Consider the following 17,267-nt stretch of genomic DNA (forward strand, 5'->3'; position numbering starts at 1 on the left):
CCGGTGCTGCCACGCTGTCGACGACGGCACACGTGGTACGCGAACCCTGCCGTGCTCGATCGTCGCCGACACGATGGCGCGGACCGCCCGAGTTGGGTGTGATGTCATCGGCATTACTCGGAATCGGTCGGGCCGCGATCAGAATCGCGGTAGTCGTAGAACCCCGCACCGCTCTTGGCGCCGAGTTTGCCGTCGTCGGGGTAGCGGCGGAGCAACTCGCGCGGCCCGGTCGGCAAATGCGGGTTGTGTTGCGCGTAATGCCCTTCGATGTCGAGAACCACATCGCGTCGACATCACTCGGGTCGGCCACGCCTTCGGCGACGACGGCGAGCGACTCGCGCTTGATCGCGGCCCACACCCGGTTGAAGATGAAGCCGGTACATTCACGCCTCGCAACAAATGGGTGAATATCGAACTCCGGCAACACTGTTTGCAACGTGTGGAGGACGTCCGGGTCGGTCTCACCGTCGGACATGAGGTCGGCGCCGTTTGCGGTGGGTGGCATGTAGAAGTGCAGGTTGCACAGGCGCCCGCCTGCTTGACGTCGAGTCGCTCGGGCACCGATTCGATGGCAAGCCAGGCGTTCTCGAGTGCTTCTCGCACGTCGCCGACCGGTATGACGGTACCGACCATGCCCGAGCCACGCTCGGCGACGACACCGGGCAGCGTCTCGCCGACGTAGCGCACCGCGTCGTCGGCGGTCGCAGCGCTTCTGCTGTAGAGGCGAACCGTGCCACCCCGCGAGGCCAGCATCATCGCTATCCGGCGACCGAGCGTTCCTGCGCCGAACACGGCCACCGGGCGGTCGACGATGTCGGCAAAGGTATACGAAAAAGGCCATCGTGCCTCCTCGACAGGAATCGGTCGGCGGGCCGACTCAAGGCTATCGGATCATCGTTATTCGAGCCAAATATCTATTTTTTGGTGGAATTATGGCTACTGGCGTCGTACCCTGAGACGCACGCCACAGCAGCGATCTGGGCCCCCACCCGACACATGCCGACCACCATGACCGACCTCGGGTTCTTCTTCGACTGGCTGATCGTCGACGTCCTGCCTCCCGAGGATCGCGAATGGCACCCGGTCAACCTGCAGATCTGCGACCCCGCGCGGCCCACCACCGTCGTCTCCGGCGGTCCGGGCCGGCGCCGCTGGGAGTTCATGCGGATGCCCGACGAAACCATCGCCGACCTCAACACCGAAGACACCGCTTGGCGACTGCTCGAGCCGTGGCAGCTGACGCCGGAGAATTCGGAACTGGAACGGCACGCCGTCTACACCTTCCACGCCCGCTGGGCCGACGTACGGCGCTCCGGCCGGCTAGTTCTCGCCGGCGACGCCGCCCACCAGATGCCGCCGTTCGCCGGCCAGGGCATGTGCTCCGGAATCCGCGACGCGGCAAACCTGAGCTTCAAACTCGACCTCGTCCTGCGCGGACTCGCCACCCCCGACCTGCTCGACACCTACGGACCCGAACGATCCGGACACATCCAGCACACGATCGGTCTCTCGATCGAACTGGGCAAGGTCATCTGCGTCACCGACCCGGCTGCCGTCGCCGGACGCGACGACTTCATGCTCGGACACGGCGGCGACCCCGACAAGGTCCTGCCGCCGATCCCGCCCGCCACCCTCACCGACGGGATGCTTTATCACCTACCGGACCGATCGCTCGCTCCCGGGTCCGGGCGGCTCGCCGCGCAAGGCCGCATCACCTACCGAGGCCGAACCGGCCTGCTCGACGACGTCCTCGGCACCGGCTTCGTCCTCGCGTCCACCGTCGACGCCCGGGCCTGCCTGACCGATGACCAGCTCACCTTCCTCGACGGAACCTACCTGCCGCACATGGCCGAGGTCGGCCACCTCTCAGCCCTGGTCCGGCCGGACCACTATCTCTTCGGCGTTGCGCAGCGCACCGACGAGGTCGGGGCCGTGGTCGACGCCCTGCGCGAGCAGCTCGGCCAGAGCGCAGTGGACTGATCATCCCGACCTGAGAAACGCGGCTACGCCGAGGTGCGCTCTCGATCCGGGTAACCCAGCTGCTCGGCGTATTCGACAAGCGCGGCCGTCGTGCGCTCGATGTGCTGGGCGAGTGCCGCGGCGGCCCCGTCGGCATCTCGAGCCAAGGTGAGGTCGGCGATCGTCTGGTGCTCGGCCGCGGCGTCACGCCGCGTGTCGTGGGCCAGTTCCCGGGACCAGTGGATATAGAGATCGGAGCAGTCCCGCATGTTGTCCGCCACGGCGATCAATCGTGCGCTCCGGCCGCCGGCGAGCAACATGTGGTGGAAGCGTCGGTGCGCATCCGACCATTCGGCGGTGACATGTCCGGTGTCGTGGGTGAACGGCGTCCGCTGCAGCAGATGATGGGCGGCGAGAACGCCGGACTCCCATGCGATATCACCATGAGCGATCGCTTCCCGCAGGGCTGTCGTCTCGATCAGGCGTCGCGCCGTCGTCAGGTCCGCCAGATCGTCGACCGATAGTTCCATGACCGCGAATCCGCGTTGCGGCATGGCCACGATCAAACCTTGCTCCGCGAGCCGGGTCATCGCCTCGCGCAGGACGCTCGGGCTCACCTCGTAGCGACCGGCAATCTCGTTGATCCGCAACTTCGCGCCAGGCATCAGGTCGCCGCACAGCAGCTCCTCCCGGAGCCGGGCGTAGACCTCTTCGGCGAGTGTGGTCTTAGGGACGCTGGTCGTAGCCCTCCTCGTCATAGCCGCAGTGTAAAGCAGATCTGCGCGTTCGAAGATCTTGGGTCAGAAAATCTTTTTTCTCTTGAATTATCGCTCACACTGAGCAGGCTTGTGATCAGCACCACGACGATGGCGCACATCACTCGCCCCAGACTTCAGATACCTGCCGAGGAGGCAGCCCCATGTCCGATATCGAGATTCCGGTTCTGACCGTCGGCGGCGGCGGCGCCGGACTTACCGCATCGATGTTGTTGTCGCACAAGGGAGTCGAGTCGCTCCTCGTCAGTGGACTACCGACGACGTCAACGCTGCCGAAGGCACACGTGCTCAATCAGCGTGCGATGGAGATCTTCACCGAAGTAGGTGTCGCGCCGGAGATCTACCAGCGCAGCACGCCGGCCGAGAACATGCGCGCCACCGGCTGGTACGCGGGCCTGACCGGCGATCACGAGAACTACGGGCGGCTCCTCGGCAAGCTCGAGGTGTGGGGTGGCGGGTACACCGACCCCGACTACATCGCTGCCAGCCCGTGCCGCACCTGCAATCTGCCGCAGATCCGGCTCGAGCCGGTCCTCAAAGCGCATGCCGAGAAACTGAATCCGGAGGGCGTGCGGTTCAACCACGAGGTCGTCGACGTGAGTCAGGACGCCGACGGCGTCACCGCAACGGTGCACAGCAAGGACGACGACAGCACCTACACGGTGCGATCGCAGTACCTCATCGCCGCCGATGGCGGCCGCACCGTCGGGAAGCGGCTCGGGGTCGGGATGAGCGGTCCCACCGGATCATGAAAATGGTCTCGATCCATATGACCGCCGACCTGTCGCAGTGGGCCACCGACGACGACATCCTGATCCGCTGGCTGGTGAACCCCGATTTCGGCGGCTCGTGGTCGGGCGTCCTCGTCCCGATGGGCCCGGAGCATTGGGGTCCCGAATCCGAGGAGTGGGTCTTCCACATGCAGTACGCGACCGACGACGCGGACGCGATGCAGGAGGAGAAGGTGCTCGGACGCATGCGAGCCAGCCTCGGCCTACCGCAAGACTTCGACTTCACCGTCCACCGGATCAGCCAATGGGTGATGGAAGGCGTCATTTCCGACAAGTTCCGTGCGGGTCGCGTCTTCTTCGTCGGCGACGCCGCGCACCGGCACCCACCGACCGGCGGACTCGGATTGACGTCCGCGATCCACGACGTCTACAACCTCACCTGGAAGCTGCAGGCCGTCCTGAGCGGACGGCCGGCGACGGACTGCTGGACACCTACGAGGCCGAGCGTAAACCCTTCGACCAGAACAACATCGACAACGCGATCGCGAACGCGATGAACCATTTCACCCTCGACCAGGCACTGAATCTGACACCGGACAAGTCGCCCGCGGAGAACTGGGCCGAGCTCGAACCACTGTGGGCGGATCTGCCCGCATCATCGGCCAAACGGCACGCGCTGAACCAGGCCGTCGTGTCCCAGACGATCGAATTCCACCACCACAACGTCGAATTCGGTTACCGGTACGATTCCACAGCCATCGTGGACGACGGCAGCCCGGCCTACACCCCGCTCGACCCGGTACGCCTCTACGAAGCCGGCACCAAGCCGGGCGCCCCGCTCCCCCACGCATTCGTCGAACACGAAGGCAAACGAAAGCGCGGGTTTCGGGGGCGAGGTCACGGCCTTTGACCGGGGTGTGGACACCGATGCCGGCGCCTTCGTAGCCTTTGTCCGCGAGCGTGGGTACGCCGGCGGCGGCGGTCTCGTACAAGGCGCCGAGGCAGTGGGTGCGGGCGGCGGTCAGGTCCGCGATGATCTGCACGTTGCCGCCCTGGTGGCGGTGTTTGCCGGAGTACCACAGGTGATACCCGATGCCGGGATCGCGTTCGACGACCCGGTCGGTGTCGATCAGTGTCGCGTCCAGGCTCAGGTGCGACCATTGTTCGCGTGTGGCCTGGTCGAGGACGTGGTGCAGGTCCGGGGCCTGGTCGGCGACCACGTCGATCGCCTCGTGGAGGTACCGGTAGGCGGTGGCGATCGAGAATCCGGCTTCGGCGGCTGACAATCGGATCGGGGCGTCGATGCGCGTGCAGCAAAACCGTCACACGAATCTCACAATTCCAGTGAGAAAACCTCAATGAAGATCAGGATTCCCGCGCCACTATTTAAGGAGTAGCCGTTGTTCGGTCTGCAACCATCGGACGAATCAGTTTTCGAAACAGCTCCGGTTGTGAGGTCATTCTCGCTGGCCCTTCGCGTTCCCCCCGAGGAGGTGTGGAACGGCCTGGCCGGTGATAGTCCGCTGGCATGGTGCCGAGCCCTGGGCAATGGGCGCTACACCTCCTCGCGCCCTTTTGGGGTTGGCACTACTCGGGAGATCACGGTCTGCCGCGTGATCAAGCTACGTGAGAGGTTCTTTCGGTGGGAAGAAGGCCGCCGGCATTCGTTCGGGGTAACCGAATCGAATGTGCCACTGTTAAGTCGGTTCGCCGAGGACTATCTCGTTGAGCCGATGGCCGACGGAAGCCGATTCACCTGGACCATCGCCGCTGAAATGAAAGCGCCGCTGAGACGCCCGAACTTTCTCGGAAGTTTCCCGCTGGAACGCATCATGCGAACTCTGGAGGCGGACACCAGACAACACTTCGAACGCGCAACGTCAACTTGAGGTTGATCCTTGATGGTGGACACCTGACTGGCGGGATCGCTGTTCCCGCGGGAAGGACGTCCGGTGTGTCGGGCAAGCGGAAGAGCTACACCCCGGAGTTCCGGGAGCAGGCTGCCCGCCTGGCCGATCGAGACCGGCCGCCCGGTCGTGCACGTGGCGGCCGAGATCGGGGTGGGGGAACAGTTGCTGGGCCGGTGGGGGCGCCGGGTCCGCGATCGCGCCGGTGGGGGCGACCCGGTTGTGGATGTCGTCGAGCGGGCGGAGCTGGAGCGGCTACGCCGGGAGAACGCTGACCTGCGGTTGGATCGGGAGTTCCTGAAAAAGGCCGCGGCCTTCTCGCATCCGAGCAGAACCGGTAGACGCTTACCGGCTGATCGAAGCGGAGAAGGCCGCCTACCGAATCGGCCGGATGTGCCGGCTGCTGGAGGTGTCGCGGTCGGGAGTTCTACAAGTGGCGCGCCCCGTGCGGTGTGGCCCGACCCCGGCCGAGCAGCGCCGCACCGAACTCGATGACCGGGTCGCGGCGGCGCATGCCGCCTCCGACGGCGTGTACGGGGCGCCGCGGATCCTGGCCGACCTCCGCGAGGGCGGTGAGCGGGTCTCGCGGAAGACGGTCGCGGCGTCGCTGCGCCGGCAGGGGCTGGCCGGGATCAGCCCACGCAGGTTCACGCCGGTCACCACGCTGCCCGACCCGAGCGTCACGGTGCCGACCGACCTGGTCGAGGGGGGTTTCGACACCGGTGTGCTGAACCGGGTATGCACCAGCGACATCACCTCCCTGCGCACGGGTGAGGGCTGGCTGTACCTGTGCGCGGTCCGCGACGGCTGCGCACGGCGGGTACTGGGCCAATGCCCAGGCGGAATCATTCTGGGCGACACTGAAAACCGAGTTCTGCGACCGCGGTTTGTGGCCGACCGGACCCGAGGCTGAGCTCGCCGTCGGCGACCGGATCGAACGGATCTACAACCGACGCCGACGCCACTCCACGATCGGGATGATCAGCCCGGTCGACTACGAAAACCAACTCACTCAGACGGCACAAGCCGCCTGACCCAGTGTCCACCAAACCGGTTCAACCCCAGATCTTCTGAGTGAACGCCGATCAGAAGCACCGCTGTTCGCAGATCTTCACGATGCTGAACGGGCACACCGCCCGAGCCCCGTCATGTCGCTCTCCGTCTACTCCACGGTCCACGCGGACGACCTCCGCGGGGCCGGCCGCACCATCTTCCGGCCCGACCGATAACCCACTGGTAGGCCACTGGGCAGGATTGCGGGGCCCCGAACCCGGGTTCCGAACCCCCCCCGCACCCACTCTGACCTGGTGTTTCTGTGTCGGGCTGACAGGATTTGAACCTGCGACCACTTGACCCCCAGTCAAGTGCGCTACCAAACTGCGCCACAGCCCGCTGCGTCCGTGGACGCCGGATGAGTTTACCGCACCTCGGCTACCCACTCGGCAACCCCACCAACCCTACTTGCGCGTCCGCTTTTCCCGCACCCGGACCGAGACCCGCACCGGCGATCCATCGAAGCCGAACTCCTCGCGTAGCCGCCGTTCCAGGAAACGGCGATAGCCGGCCTCCAGAAAACCGGTGGTGAACAGGACGAACGTGGGTGGGCGGGTGGCGGCCTGGGTGGCGAACAGCACCCGCGGCAGGCGACCACCGCGCATCGGCGGTGGGGTGGCGGCCACGACCTCCTTCAGCCAGGAGTTCAACTGACCGGTGGAGATCCGCTTGTCCCAGGAGTCCAGCGCAGTCTCCATCGCCGGCACCAGCTTCTGCACCGCCCGACCGGTCTTCGCCGAGATGTTCACCCGCGGCGCCCAGGTGACGTGCGCCAGGTCTCGCTCGATCTCGCTGCGCAACGTATAACGACGATCCTCGTCGACCAGATCCCACTTGTTGAACGCGATGACGAGCGCGCGACCGGCGTCGACGACCATGCCGAGCACGCGCTGGTCCTGTTCGGTGATCGGTTCCGCCGCGTCGAGCAGCAGGACCACCAACTCGGCCGCCTCGATCGCGCCTCGGGTGCGCAGCGAGGCGTAGAACTCCGCACCCTTGGCCTGCCCGACCCGCTTGCGCAGGCCGGCGGTGTCCACGAAACGCCATACCCGTCCGCCCAGCTCCACCAGCGAATCGACCGGGTCGACGGTGGTCCCGGCGACGTCGTGCACCACCGAGCGCTCGTCCCCGGAGAGCTTGTTGAGCAGGCTGGACTTGCCCACGTTCGGCTTGCCGACCAACGCCACCCGGCGCGGGCCGACACCGATGACGCCGTCGTCGCGCGGGGTCGACGGCAACGTCGCCAACACCAGATCGAGCAGGTCGCCGGTCCCCCGGCCGTGGCTGGCGCTGATCGGTTGCGGCTCCCCCAGACCCAACGACCACAGCGCGGCAGCCTCCGCCTCGACCCGGGCGTCGTCCACCTTGTTCGCCACCAGAATCACCGGAGTCTTACTGCGCCGCAACACCTTCGCGACCGCCTCGTCGGTCGCGGTGGCACCGACCACGGCATCGACGACCAGCAGGATCGCATCCGCGGTCCGCATCGCGACGTCGGCCTGCCGGGCGACTGCCTGTTGCAGCCCTTTCGCATCCGGCTCCCAGCCGCCGGTGTCCTGCACCAGGAACCGCCGGCCGGCCCAGTCCGCCTCATACGTAACCCGATCCCGGGTGACCCCGGGGACGTCCTCGACGACCGCTTCCCGCCGGCCGATGATCCGATTCACCAGGGTCGACTTGCCGACATTGGGTCGGCCGACTACCGCGAGCACGGGCAACCGCAGCTGCTCGTCGTCCGGCTCGTCGGCGATATCGAGGACCGACCAGTCCCCTTCGTCGATCCAGGTGCCGTCCCCGGGCAGCACATCCTCGGTCATTGCGCCTCACTCATCTCCGCACGTGCTCACTCACCGCCGTGCACCGGTCCGGTCGGCCACGACCCGCTCCAGCTCGTCGATCACTTGGTCGATGTTCAGCTCGCTGGTATCCACCAGCACCGAATCCGGCGCCGGCCGAAGCGGCGACACCGCCCGGGTCGAGTCGAGCCCGTCGCGGCGCTGCACGTCGGCCAACACCCCGGCATAGTCGTCGCCGCGGCCTTCCACGATGTTCTGCTCGTTACGGCGGCGGGCCCGGGCTTCCGGTGAGGCGGTCAGATAGATCTTCACGTCGGCATCGGGCAGCACGACAGTGCCGATGTCACGGCCTTCCACCACGATCCGATCCGCCGCGGCGACCAGCCGGCGCTGCAACTCGACCAACCCGGCCCGCACCTGCGGCACCGCAGCCACCGCCGACACCGCACCGGTGACCTGCGCACCCCGAATCTCGCTCCGCACATCCTCTCCGCCGAGCAAGACCAGCTCGGCAGCCGGGTCGGTACCGATCGTGAAGTCCACCTCGGCGACCGCAGCACCGACCGCCACCGGATCGGTCAGGTCCACCCCCCGCCGCAACACCTGCAGCGTCAGTGTTCGATACATCGCACCGGTATCCAGGTACCGCGCGTCGAGCCTGGTCGCCAGCCGCCGGGACACACTCGACTTACCCGTGCCGGAGGGCCCGTCCATCGCAACCGTCAGTCCGCTCACCGTTCCTCCGTCCTCGTCCACCCGATCCTCACAACCCGACCATCTCGTAGAGCGCACCGATCTCGTCCCGACCGAGCACGCGCAGCGATCCGGGGCGCTGGTCACGCAGCGACACCGGACCGATCCGGGTTCGGACCAACCGGGTCACCGGATGCCCGACCGCGTCCAGCAGCCGGCGCACGATGTGCTTACGACCCTCGTGCAGCTCGATCTCGACCAGCGAGCGGCCCGCACCGAGCTCGATCACCCGGAAACGATCCACCCGGACCGGGCCGTCGTCCAATTCGATCCCGTCGCGCAAGGTCTTGCCGACACCGCGGAGCACCTCACCCTGGACTGTCGCCAGATATGTCTTACCGACCTCGTAGGACGGATGCATCAGCCGATGGGACAGCTCGCCGTCGTTGGTGAGCAACAGCAGCCCCTCGGTCTCGGCATCGAGCCGACCCACGTGGAACAGTCGCTGCCCCGCCGCCACCCGCTCGGCCACGATATCGCCGACACACGGCCGGCCCAGCTCGTCGGACATGGTCGAGTGCCAGCCACGTGGTTTGTTCAGCGCCAGGTGCACCAGATCGGACCGGACCACCACGCGGACGCCGTCCACGCGGATCACCGCGGTCGTCGGATCGACCCGGCGCCCCTGCTCGGTGACGATCAACCCGTCGACCTCGACCCGACCCGACGCGATCATCTCCTCGGCCGCCCGGCGCGACGCGACGCCGGCCTGGGCCAGCACCTTCTGCAGCCGCACCCCGTCGGCCGCCGGAGGCAGCGCCGCGGGCGTCGGCCGGCCGGCCGATTCCGGCGGTATGTTCTGCCGGCTCGCCGGCTTGGCATTGCTGAGGCGTGGTGTCACGGCGGGCGGTTTGTTCACCCGCCGCTTATTTGATCTTGATTCGCTAGTTGGTTGCTGACGCTTGGATCGACCGGCTCCTGACGGGTCGTCGCGGCGGGCAGATCGGCTCACGCTCGGTCCTCGTCGATCTCCGGTACCGGTCCCGGATCTGCTGGCTTACGCAGCCGGAGATACCGCGGGTCGGTATCCAGGCTCTCGTCGATCTCGTCCACCAGGTCGACCCCGGGCAGCAGCGGCGCCAGCGGCGGCAGCTGGGCCAGCGAGGCCAGTCCGATCCGCTCCAGAAAGAGTTCCGTCGTCGTGTAGGTACTCGCCCCGGTGTCCGGGTCGGTCCCGGCCTCGGTGATCAGGCCGCGCGCCAGCAACGACCGCATCACGCCGTCTACGTTGACACCACGGACCGCGCTCACCCGCGCCCGGGTCACGGGCTGCCGATAGGCGATCACCGCCAGGGTTTCCAGGGCAGCTCGGGTCAGCTTCGACCGCGTCCCGTCGCGCAACATCTGCTCGACATACGGGGCGCACTCGCTGCGGGTGTAGAACCGCCAACCGTCACCGGCATGCCGGAGGTCGATCCCGCTCCCCCGGGCGGCGAGCTCCCCGGCCAACCGGACGAGCATCTCGACCACCCGCTCGGTCGGTTCGCCGACTGCTGCAGCCAGCTGCTGCGCCGGCGCGGGCGTATCGACCACCAGCAACATCGCCTCCAGCGCCGACCGCAGTTCATCGTCGGCCAACGGCTCGCGCAGCTCGAGTTGGGTCTCGGTAGTGGTGTCGGTCATGTCGAGCAGAATCCATTTCCGGCGTGGTCCATGGTCAGGCGTGGTCCATTCTCAGGCGTAATCCTCGTCGGTCGTCGAACGGAACGCAGTCGGCGCGGTCCCGGTCCAGCTCACTGCCAACTCACCGAGCGGGTCCGGCTGCTCGAACTCGATCGCCCGCTCACGATAGAGCTCCAGCAGTGCGAGGAACCGCGCGACCACCCGCAACGGCACGTCGCAATCGGCGACCAGCTCGGCAAACTGCACCCACACACCCGGACCGTGCGCCCGCAACTGATCCAACACGATCGACGCCTGTTCGGCGACCGACACCGTCGGGGTATGGAGGTGGCCGAGGCCGACCGTGGGCACCGGACGTGGACGGAACGCGATCGCCGCAATCTCGGCAAATGCGGCCGGAGTCACTCCGAGTATGACGTCGGGAAGCAATTCGGCAAATCGTGGCTCGAGCCCGACCGACCGCGGATACCGGCGCATCGCGGCCCCCTCGAGCTCGGCGAGCAGCTGCGCGACCTGCTTGAAAGCCCGGTACTGCAACAGTCTGGCAAACAAAAGGTCACGCGCCTCCAACAAGGCCAGATCCTCTTCGTCGGCGACCTCGCCGGACGGGAGCAGGCGAGCCGCCTTGAGATCGAGCAACGTCGCGGCCACGAGCAGGAACTGCGTGGTCTGCTCCAGTTCGAGCTGCGCACCGAGTTCTCGGATGTGCCTGACGAAATCATCGGTCACCTGGTGCAGCGCCACCTCGGTGACATCCAGACGACGTTGACTGATGAGCTGAAGCAGGAGATCGAACGGACCCTCGAAGTTACGCAACCGGACGTGGAAGGCACTCGGATCGTCGTGCGTCGTCACCGGCCGATCCGGTAGATCACCTCACGGGCCAGCGCTCGGTAGGCCTGGGCACCGCCCGATCGCGGCGCCCACGAGGTGATCGGCTCGCCCGCCACGCTGGTCTCGGGGAATCGCACCGTTCGATTGATCACGGTGTCGAATACCAGGTCGCCGAACACCTCGACCACTCGCGCCATCACCTCCCGCGAATGCAGCGTGCGCGGGTCGTACATGGTCACCACGATGCCGGTCAGCGCGAGCCGATAGTTCAATCGATCGCGCACCTTGTCCACGGTGTCGTTGAGCAACGCCAAACCCCGCAGGCTGAAGTACTCACACTCCATCGGGATGATCACACCGTCCGCACAGGCCAGCGCGTTCACGGTGAGCAAACCCAACGACGGCTGGCAATCCACCAGGATGTAGTCGTAACGATCGATCACCGGGTGCAGCGCACGGCCCAGGGTCTGCTCTCTACCGACTTCGTTGACCAGCTGGATCTCGGCGGCGGAGAGGTCGATGTTGCTCGGCAGCAGATCCAGATCGTCGACCCGGGTGCGCAGCATCACCTCGTCGATCGATACTCGGCTGCCGATCAGCAGGTCGTGCACGGTCAGCTCGAGATTGTGCAACGGCACCCCCAACCCGGCCGACAGCGCGCCCTGCGGATCGAGATCGACCACCAGCACTCGCCGCCCGGCTTCGGCCAACGCCGCGCCCAGGTTGATCGTCGAGGTGGTCTTGCCCACGCCACCCTTCTGATTGCACATGGCGAGAATCCGGGCCGGTCCGTGCGAGGCGAGCACCGGCGGATCCGGGATATGTCGATATGGACGACCGGTCGGGCCGAGCTCGCCGGCGCTGCCGGTGACCTCCTCCGATGTCGTCACTGCTCGCCCCCCTCGCGCGTCGTGCTGGTTCCGCTCGGCTAAACGCTACCGTTTCGCGATATACGCACTGCGGCGGACACGCTTGCCCGGCTACCGGCGTACGATAGCGGCCAGATAGCTGAGGCTGGCATCCCAGCACACATCGGTCGAGCGGCCTATGGCGTTCACCGGCAAGACGAAGCACACTGATCGGGTGAGGCGTGGAAAGAACGGCACCGAGGTAGGCGTGGCGGCAGCGGCGGCGTTCGAACTCGTGGTTCCGGTAACGGCGACGAGCACCCTCATCGACTCGGTGCACGACGTGGCGCAGCGGCCCGGGACCGCCGCAGCGGGCCGATGGCGCTTCGACAACGTCATCGGCATCGACACTCCGCGAGTGGTCGACTGTCCGATCGACGAGCGACACCGGCACGTCTCGCCCTCCCATCGACCGATCGCGGCGGTGTCGGTGGTCGCCCAGGAAAGTGTGACCGTGGATGTCGTCTTCGACATCGGCCGAGAACTGGCCACCGCGGTCTTTCTGAGCGCACGCACGACGACCGGCGAACCGGACGAACGCTCGACCGCGCTGGCCTTACACCTGGCCTCGGAAACCCGCGCCGCGCTGGTCGCGGTCGGTCTGACCGCGCGGCTGCGGCCGCTGGACAACTGCTGACCGACGAAGCCCGGAACCGAGTTCGGCCCGAGCGGCGATCAAAGATCTTCGAGCCGGACGTGCCCGTCCTGCAGGGCGCGGGCGAGGAGCCTCGCCTTTGTGTTGGCGCGCCGACCGACCGCCTCGTACTTCTTACGAACCCGGGCCAGATGCGTGTTCACGGTGCCGCGCGCGATGAACATCGCTTCGGCCACCTCACCTTTGGTTTCGTACTGCATCCAGACTTTGAGCACCAGCAGTTCGCGGGCGCTCAATCCAGGATCGGCGTAGACGGGAACTCGTCGAGCGGCAGTCATTGCGGTTACTCCCCAACTAGGTGCGCAGCGACCCGACCTCACGGCGCGTTTATGGATGGTTCAAGAACAGATAAAGCCAACCATGCCGGACAGGCAAGAACACAGATTGAGACAGTTTTGTCTCAGTAGCGACAGTATTGTCTCGGGCCGGGAACTAAACTGATTTCCCGTGTCCGACGACCGAGCTGCACTCATCGATGCGGCGCTCCGCATCATCATACAAAAACCTTCCACTCTTATGGAACATGGTCTGCGTACCGAATCAGTGGTCGACGAAGCGGGTTTGTATCGCGCGAAATTGAACCGAGAGTTCAAGAACAAGCCGAATTTCATCAACTCTGTGCTGAGCGCACTGTTGCCACCGCCGGCGTATCCCGCCGGCGCGGTCGGGGAGATCGTCCGCCAGCAACTGCTCGCCGATCGGCTCCGCAGCAGCGCCGCGGTCCACAAACTGATCAGCAGCCACTTCGACCGGCTCACCGAGCCGGCGGCCGTCACCCGGCGACTGCTGGCGAACCTGTTCCTCGGCACCGACCAGCATCGCGAGCGGTCCGTGCGCGACGACTACCTGCGCCGGGACCAGCTGGTCGGCGCGGCGTTCGAGGCAGGGGTCGAAGGAATCGGTGCCACCATCCGAGCGCCGTTCAACACCAAGACGTTCGCGGTCACGATGATCGCCGTCATCGACGGGCTGCTGTTACGGCATCGGGTCGATCCTGCCGCCGTGCCCCCGAAGGTTTTCGCGAACGCCTTGCTCGCCCTGATCAGTGCGACCGTCGATGTCGGCCAAGAGCATCGGGACCTCGACGATCAACTCGCCGAGCTCGATGCCGCCGCGAGAAGCCGGCTGCTGGTACCCCGCCAGCGGGATCTTCGTACCGCCACCATCGATGCCGCCCGCGCCGAATTCGGCCGGCGCGGCTACTATTACGCCCAGATAGACAGCATCGGCGCCAGCGTGGGCGTACCACCCGCCGAGTTTCGCAAGCTGTTCGAGACGAAAGCGCACATCGTCGTCGAAGCTCTCGGCCCGGCGATGCAGGCGATGACCGCCGGGGTAGCCGACGACTGCACTCTCGGCCTGGACGAGATCACCGTGCTGCGCAATCACTTCCATCGGTTCGCGCAGATGGCGGCGGAGCCGGACAACGGCCCGTTCATCGACGCGCTGCTCGCTGTCCTCGTGCACGACACCTACTCGGACCCGGCCGGACTGGTCGCGATCAAGGAACGGCTGAACATGCCGGCGATCATCCTCCCGGTGATTGCCAGCGGTCAGCAACGCGGACTCCTCCGCTCCCAGGCAACCGCGCTCGACCTGGCTGCGTCGGCGACCAACACCATGCTGCTTCGATGCTTCACCCGGCGAAATGTTGCCGCCGAGGAAAATGCCGAGTTCATGACCGACCAGTTGCTGTACGGAATGCTGAGCCGCCCGGACCGGTAGCCGACGATCCTGCCACGATCACACCGGCTGTCTGTCGATCAAGCGATCGACTGTTCGACCGGCGTTTCCAACGCCCGATCCAGGTCGACCCGGTACCGGCCCGAAGGCAGATCGCCGCCACAGACGATCTGCCGGGCCGCCAGCGCCGCGACCGCACCCGCCACCGTTGCCGCGGTACCGAGCTGCGGCCAGGACACCAGGCTCCGGCCGACCTCGGACAGCGAGTAGCGAGTGCGCTCGGTCAGTTCGGCACCGACGATCGCGCCGACCAGCTGTTTGCGCGCGGCCGGATCACGCAGCTGCGCCGGCGACATCCGGTCCAGATCCCCGGCGAGCCCGTGGAACAGTGGGTATTGCGGATCGCGGTCGAAGCGTTCCACATCCAGGATCGCGTTGTCGCCGTTGTCGGTGACCATCACGACCGGGATGCCGGCGGCCCGGGCGCGGACCCGCAGATCGACCTTCATCGCGATGTCGTCGGTCTCCTCCAGGAGCACGCTCAATCGCTCGACCGCGCCGCCACCGAGGAACGCCGACGCCGTCTCCGCGGTGCAGCCGTCGGGAAACGACTCGACCTCGCTGTACGGGTCGGCCTCCCACACCCGGCGTTGCGCCAGTGTGGTTTTGCCGACACCGAGGTCGCAGACCGAGCCGACCAGGCGATTCAGATTGCTCGGCCCCAAGCTGTCCGGATCGGCGATCCGGAACCGGGTGGCGCCGGTGAGCGAGCACACCGACAGCGCCGACGCGCCCACGCTGAGCCCGGCGACCCCGATCAACGCCGTCGCCCAGGCCTGCTGCTCGGCATCGGTGATCAGGTGCCGGTTGCGATCGGTGCGTAGCCGTCGGTAGGCGGCCGCGGCCGGCAGCCGGACCACCGCGCGCCGCCAGGCAAACACGATGTACCGGACGTCGGCCGGCTCGGTCGGCAGGCCGAGCGCAGCCAACTCCGGCTCGGCGACACTCCAGCCGTCCACCAGGACGAAACCCGATGCCGGATCGGTGACCGCGGCGACGCGCGCCGCGTCGGTCACCGGATGCAGTATCTCGATCATCTTCCACTCCCATAGGGCACCTTGATGCCGTCGAATTCCTTGCTGCCGTAAGGCAACAAGCTGATCACCGGATCGGCGCCCGCGCCGTACATCCGGCGCAGCTCCCGGTACTCGCTGCTGGCCCGCTCCATCCCGGCGACTACCTGCGCCGCGACGACATCGGCGAATCCGGCAGTGGGGCAACTGCCGTCGCGCAGTTCGACCGCCAGCGTGAGCACCGGACGCTGCCGATCGTCCGGGACGGTGCGCAACCGGAACCGTCCGCTCACCCGACCGGTCACGGCCCGGTCGGTCAGCGCCGCCTGCACCCCGTCCGGATACAGCTTGACTGCGTAGAACGTGGTCGCCACCTCCGCCCGCCGCCGCAGCACCACAAAGCCGGCATCCGGTGTCGACGTCTCGACCGGCACCTGCCGGCCGCTCTCGCGCACGATATCGCGAATCTCGCCCGCAGTGTGGGTAGCACCGACGTCGCCGATCCGATATCGAACCAGCGGAAGAACATTGTCGATGGTGAACACCAGTCGGCCGTCGGCACCGGTCTCCACGAAGCGTAGCTCCGGGTCGTACTCGACGAAGGTCGGCAGGCCGACATCGTTGCCGAACAAGCGATTCCGCAAACCCGGATCGTGTGCAGCGATCCGTCGCACCGCAACCGAGGTCGCGGTCTCGTGTGCCATGATCCCGGCGTCGGCGGTGCCGTAGGTCAGATTGGTGTGCTCGAACCGGCCGGGCTTGCCGATCAGATCCAGCACCAGATCTCGCCATTCCTCGCCGATTGCCTCCCCCGCCATCACGATCCGCAGATCCTGTCGGAGCACCCGCGCATCGGCGCCGTCCAGGACGTCCCGCACCATCGGCGGATACCCGGTCAATACGACCCGGTCGTAATGTGGCCCGAGTTCGGCGATGCTCTCCCGAATGGCGTCGGCCCGCGCCCCGGGGGCCACCACCGACATCCCGAAACCCTCGGCGTGCAGTCGAGTGGCGGCTTGGTAGGTGTATACGCCCCCAATCCAGTTTCCCAGCGCGTAACCGTTCACCAGCAACGTCGGCACCTCCCCCGCGCCGACCGCCGCGAAGATCCGTCGATAGAGGATGCTGCTCTGCCGCAGCGACAACCCCGCCCGGGGCCAGAAGAACGGCTTCCCGCTCGATCCCGAGCTCGACGACCAGCTGCCGGCGGCGGTGATCTCCCCATCCAGCAGCAGATCCCTTGCCGGATAAGCGGTCAGGTAGTTCGCCTTGGTGACCGGCGGCACCTGCGCGAAGTCGTCCGGGGTCCGGATATCGTCCGGGTTCACCCCGTTCACCCGCAGAAAGTCCCGGTATGCCGGCACCCGACGGGCCGCCGACCGGAACGTGTCCAGCGCATTCCGGAAACCCGGCTTCGTGTGCCCGGGAGACTCGGCCGGGCGGGATTCGATTCGGTACATCGAAACGTCCCTCTCCTTCTGCAAGGACTCGAGCGCCTTGCAGCAGGAACACCGAT

Annotated in this window: 16 protein-coding genes, 1 tRNA gene and 4 pseudogenes; 8 read left to right on the top strand and 13 right to left on the bottom strand. The window is 66.6% G+C overall.

Annotated elements, in window-relative coordinates; genetic code table 11:
* Positions 1-113: 113 nt before the first annotated feature.
* Positions 114-756: pseudogene (locus tag KV203_RS10915) on the bottom strand (3-hydroxyacyl-CoA dehydrogenase family protein).
* Positions 757-990: 234 nt separating this feature from the next.
* Here KV203_RS10915 and KV203_RS10920 point away from each other — a divergent pair.
* Positions 991-1,770, top strand: a pseudogene (locus tag KV203_RS10920) (FAD-dependent monooxygenase); the annotation flags it as partial.
* 233 nt (positions 1,771-2,003) lie between these two features.
* Here the strand turns inward: KV203_RS10920 and KV203_RS10925 are convergent.
* A complete protein-coding gene (locus KV203_RS10925; protein WP_066473768.1) occupies positions 2,004-2,717 on the bottom strand; it encodes a GntR family transcriptional regulator in 714 nt (237 codons plus the stop codon).
* A gap of 224 nt (positions 2,718-2,941) precedes the next feature.
* On the opposite strand from KV203_RS10925, the pseudogene KV203_RS19630 reads away from it, so the two are divergent.
* Both KV203_RS19630 and KV203_RS10940 read left to right on the top strand, forming a co-directional pair.
* Positions 2,942-4,023, top strand: a pseudogene (locus KV203_RS19630) (FAD-dependent monooxygenase).
* The gene (locus KV203_RS10940; protein WP_066473759.1) at positions 4,020-4,376 is read left to right on the top strand and encodes a hypothetical protein; all 357 of its coding nucleotides are present in this window, start codon (positions 4,020-4,022) and stop codon (positions 4,374-4,376) included. Before KV203_RS19630 ends, KV203_RS10940 begins: the two are co-directional and overlap by 4 nt.
* On the opposite strand, the pseudogene KV203_RS19635 reads toward KV203_RS10940, so the two are convergent.
* Positions 4,345-4,746, bottom strand: a pseudogene (locus KV203_RS19635) (transposase); the annotation flags it as partial. The gene KV203_RS10940 and the pseudogene KV203_RS19635 overlap by 32 nt on opposite strands.
* Before the next feature lie 120 nt (positions 4,747-4,866).
* On the opposite strand from KV203_RS19635, the gene KV203_RS10950 reads away from it, so the two are divergent.
* The 3 genes from KV203_RS10950 to KV203_RS10955 all read left to right on the top strand — a co-directional run bounded on the left by KV203_RS10950 (position 4,867) and on the right by KV203_RS10955 (position 6,407).
* Positions 4,867-5,355 carry an SRPBCC family protein gene (locus KV203_RS10950; RefSeq protein WP_083530279.1) on the top strand — a complete coding sequence of 163 codons (489 nt, stop codon included), beginning with the start codon at positions 4,867-4,869 and terminating at the stop codon, positions 5,353-5,355.
* 451 nt (positions 5,356-5,806) lie between these two features.
* Complete coding sequence (locus KV203_RS19640; RefSeq protein ID WP_169797544.1) at positions 5,807-6,286, top strand: IS3 family transposase; 480 nt, start codon at positions 5,807-5,809, stop codon at positions 6,284-6,286.
* A complete protein-coding gene (locus tag KV203_RS10955) occupies positions 6,234-6,407 on the top strand; it encodes an IS3 family transposase (RefSeq protein WP_246600945.1) in 174 nt (57 codons plus the stop codon). The genes KV203_RS19640 and KV203_RS10955 overlap by 53 nt, the downstream gene beginning before the upstream one ends.
* A 284-nt stretch (positions 6,408-6,691) precedes the next feature.
* Here the strand turns inward: KV203_RS10955 and KV203_RS10960 are convergent.
* The 7 genes from KV203_RS10960 to KV203_RS10990 all read right to left on the bottom strand — a co-directional run bounded on the left by KV203_RS10960 (position 6,692) and on the right by KV203_RS10990 (position 12,322).
* Positions 6,692-6,765 (bottom strand) — tRNA-Pro (locus KV203_RS10960).
* A gap of 65 nt (positions 6,766-6,830) precedes the next feature.
* The gene (der, locus tag KV203_RS10965; RefSeq protein WP_066473752.1) at positions 6,831-8,243 is read right to left on the bottom strand and encodes a ribosome biogenesis GTPase Der; all 1,413 of its coding nucleotides are present in this window, start codon (positions 8,241-8,243) and stop codon (positions 6,831-6,833) included.
* Positions 8,244-8,273: 30 nt separating this feature from the next.
* Positions 8,274-8,936: a (d)CMP kinase gene (gene cmk, locus KV203_RS10970; protein WP_066473889.1), complete on the bottom strand. Its 663-nt coding sequence runs from the start codon at positions 8,934-8,936 to the stop codon at positions 8,274-8,276.
* A 49-nt stretch (positions 8,937-8,985) separates the two neighbouring features.
* Entirely contained in the window at positions 8,986-9,834 is an 849-nt protein-coding gene (locus KV203_RS10975; protein ID WP_373279253.1) for a pseudouridine synthase, read from the bottom strand.
* Between the two features lie 89 nt (positions 9,835-9,923).
* On the bottom strand, positions 9,924-10,598 hold the full coding sequence (gene scpB / locus KV203_RS10980; protein WP_066473750.1) for an SMC-Scp complex subunit ScpB: 675 nt from the start codon (positions 10,596-10,598) through the stop codon (positions 9,924-9,926).
* Between the two features lie 51 nt (positions 10,599-10,649).
* On the bottom strand, positions 10,650-11,453 hold the full coding sequence (locus KV203_RS10985; RefSeq protein WP_066473747.1) for a segregation and condensation protein A: 804 nt from the start codon (positions 11,451-11,453) through the stop codon (positions 10,650-10,652).
* Positions 11,450-12,322, bottom strand: coding sequence for a ParA family protein (locus KV203_RS10990; RefSeq protein ID WP_066473744.1), 873 nt, complete (start codon positions 12,320-12,322; stop codon positions 11,450-11,452). The genes KV203_RS10985 and KV203_RS10990 overlap by 4 nt, the downstream gene beginning before the upstream one ends.
* A gap of 193 nt (positions 12,323-12,515) precedes the next feature.
* Between KV203_RS10990 and KV203_RS10995 the strand changes: the two genes are divergently transcribed.
* Positions 12,516-12,977: a hypothetical protein gene (locus KV203_RS10995; protein WP_157079927.1), complete on the top strand. Its 462-nt coding sequence runs from the start codon at positions 12,516-12,518 to the stop codon at positions 12,975-12,977.
* Positions 12,978-13,015: 38 nt separating this feature from the next.
* Here KV203_RS10995 and KV203_RS11000 read toward each other — a convergent pair whose 3' ends face one another.
* Positions 13,016-13,273: a LuxR C-terminal-related transcriptional regulator gene (locus KV203_RS11000; RefSeq protein ID WP_066473739.1), complete on the bottom strand. Its 258-nt coding sequence runs from the start codon at positions 13,271-13,273 to the stop codon at positions 13,016-13,018.
* 169 nt (positions 13,274-13,442) lie between these two features.
* On the opposite strand from KV203_RS11000, the gene KV203_RS11005 reads away from it, so the two are divergent.
* Entirely contained in the window at positions 13,443-14,720 is a 1,278-nt protein-coding gene (locus tag KV203_RS11005; RefSeq protein ID WP_218820986.1) for a TetR/AcrR family transcriptional regulator, read from the top strand.
* A 38-nt stretch (positions 14,721-14,758) separates the two neighbouring features.
* Here KV203_RS11005 and KV203_RS11010 read toward each other — a convergent pair whose 3' ends face one another.
* Both KV203_RS11010 and KV203_RS11015 read right to left on the bottom strand, forming a co-directional pair.
* Complete coding sequence (locus KV203_RS11010; RefSeq protein ID WP_066473734.1) at positions 14,759-15,775, bottom strand: ThiF family adenylyltransferase; 1,017 nt, start codon at positions 15,773-15,775, stop codon at positions 14,759-14,761.
* On the bottom strand, positions 15,772-17,211 hold the full coding sequence (locus tag KV203_RS11015) for a phenylacetate--CoA ligase family protein (RefSeq protein WP_066473731.1): 1,440 nt from the start codon (positions 17,209-17,211) through the stop codon (positions 15,772-15,774). Before KV203_RS11015 ends, KV203_RS11010 begins: the two co-directional genes overlap by 4 nt.
* Between the last annotated feature and the right edge of the window lie 56 nt (positions 17,212-17,267).

Source organism: Skermania piniformis (assembly GCF_019285775.1).
GTDB classification, from domain to species: domain Bacteria; phylum Actinomycetota; class Actinomycetes; order Mycobacteriales; family Mycobacteriaceae; genus Skermania; species Skermania pinensis.

Coding starts and splice junctions, on each gene's coding strand:
- cmk (WP_066473889.1), bottom strand. CDS start 8,936: ATGGACGGGCCCTCCGGCACGGGTAAGTCGAGTGTGTCCCGGCGGCTG.
- KV203_RS10940 (WP_066473759.1), top strand. CDS start 4,020: ATGAACCATTTCACCCTCGACCAGGCACTGAATCTGACACCGGACAAG.
- scpB (WP_066473750.1), bottom strand. CDS start 10,598: ATGACCGACACCACTACCGAGACCCAACTCGAGCTGCGCGAGCCGTTG.
- KV203_RS10925 (WP_066473768.1), bottom strand. CDS start 2,717: ATGACGAGGAGGGCTACGACCAGCGTCCCTAAGACCACACTCGCCGAA.
- der (WP_066473752.1), bottom strand. CDS start 8,243: ATGACCGAGGATGTGCTGCCCGGGGACGGCACCTGGATCGACGAAGGG.
- KV203_RS11015 (WP_066473731.1), bottom strand. CDS start 17,211: ATGTACCGAATCGAATCCCGCCCGGCCGAGTCTCCCGGGCACACGAAG.
- KV203_RS11000 (WP_066473739.1), bottom strand. CDS start 13,273: ATGACTGCCGCTCGACGAGTTCCCGTCTACGCCGATCCTGGATTGAGC.
- KV203_RS11010 (WP_066473734.1), bottom strand. CDS start 15,775: ATGATCGAGATACTGCATCCGGTGACCGACGCGGCGCGCGTCGCCGCG.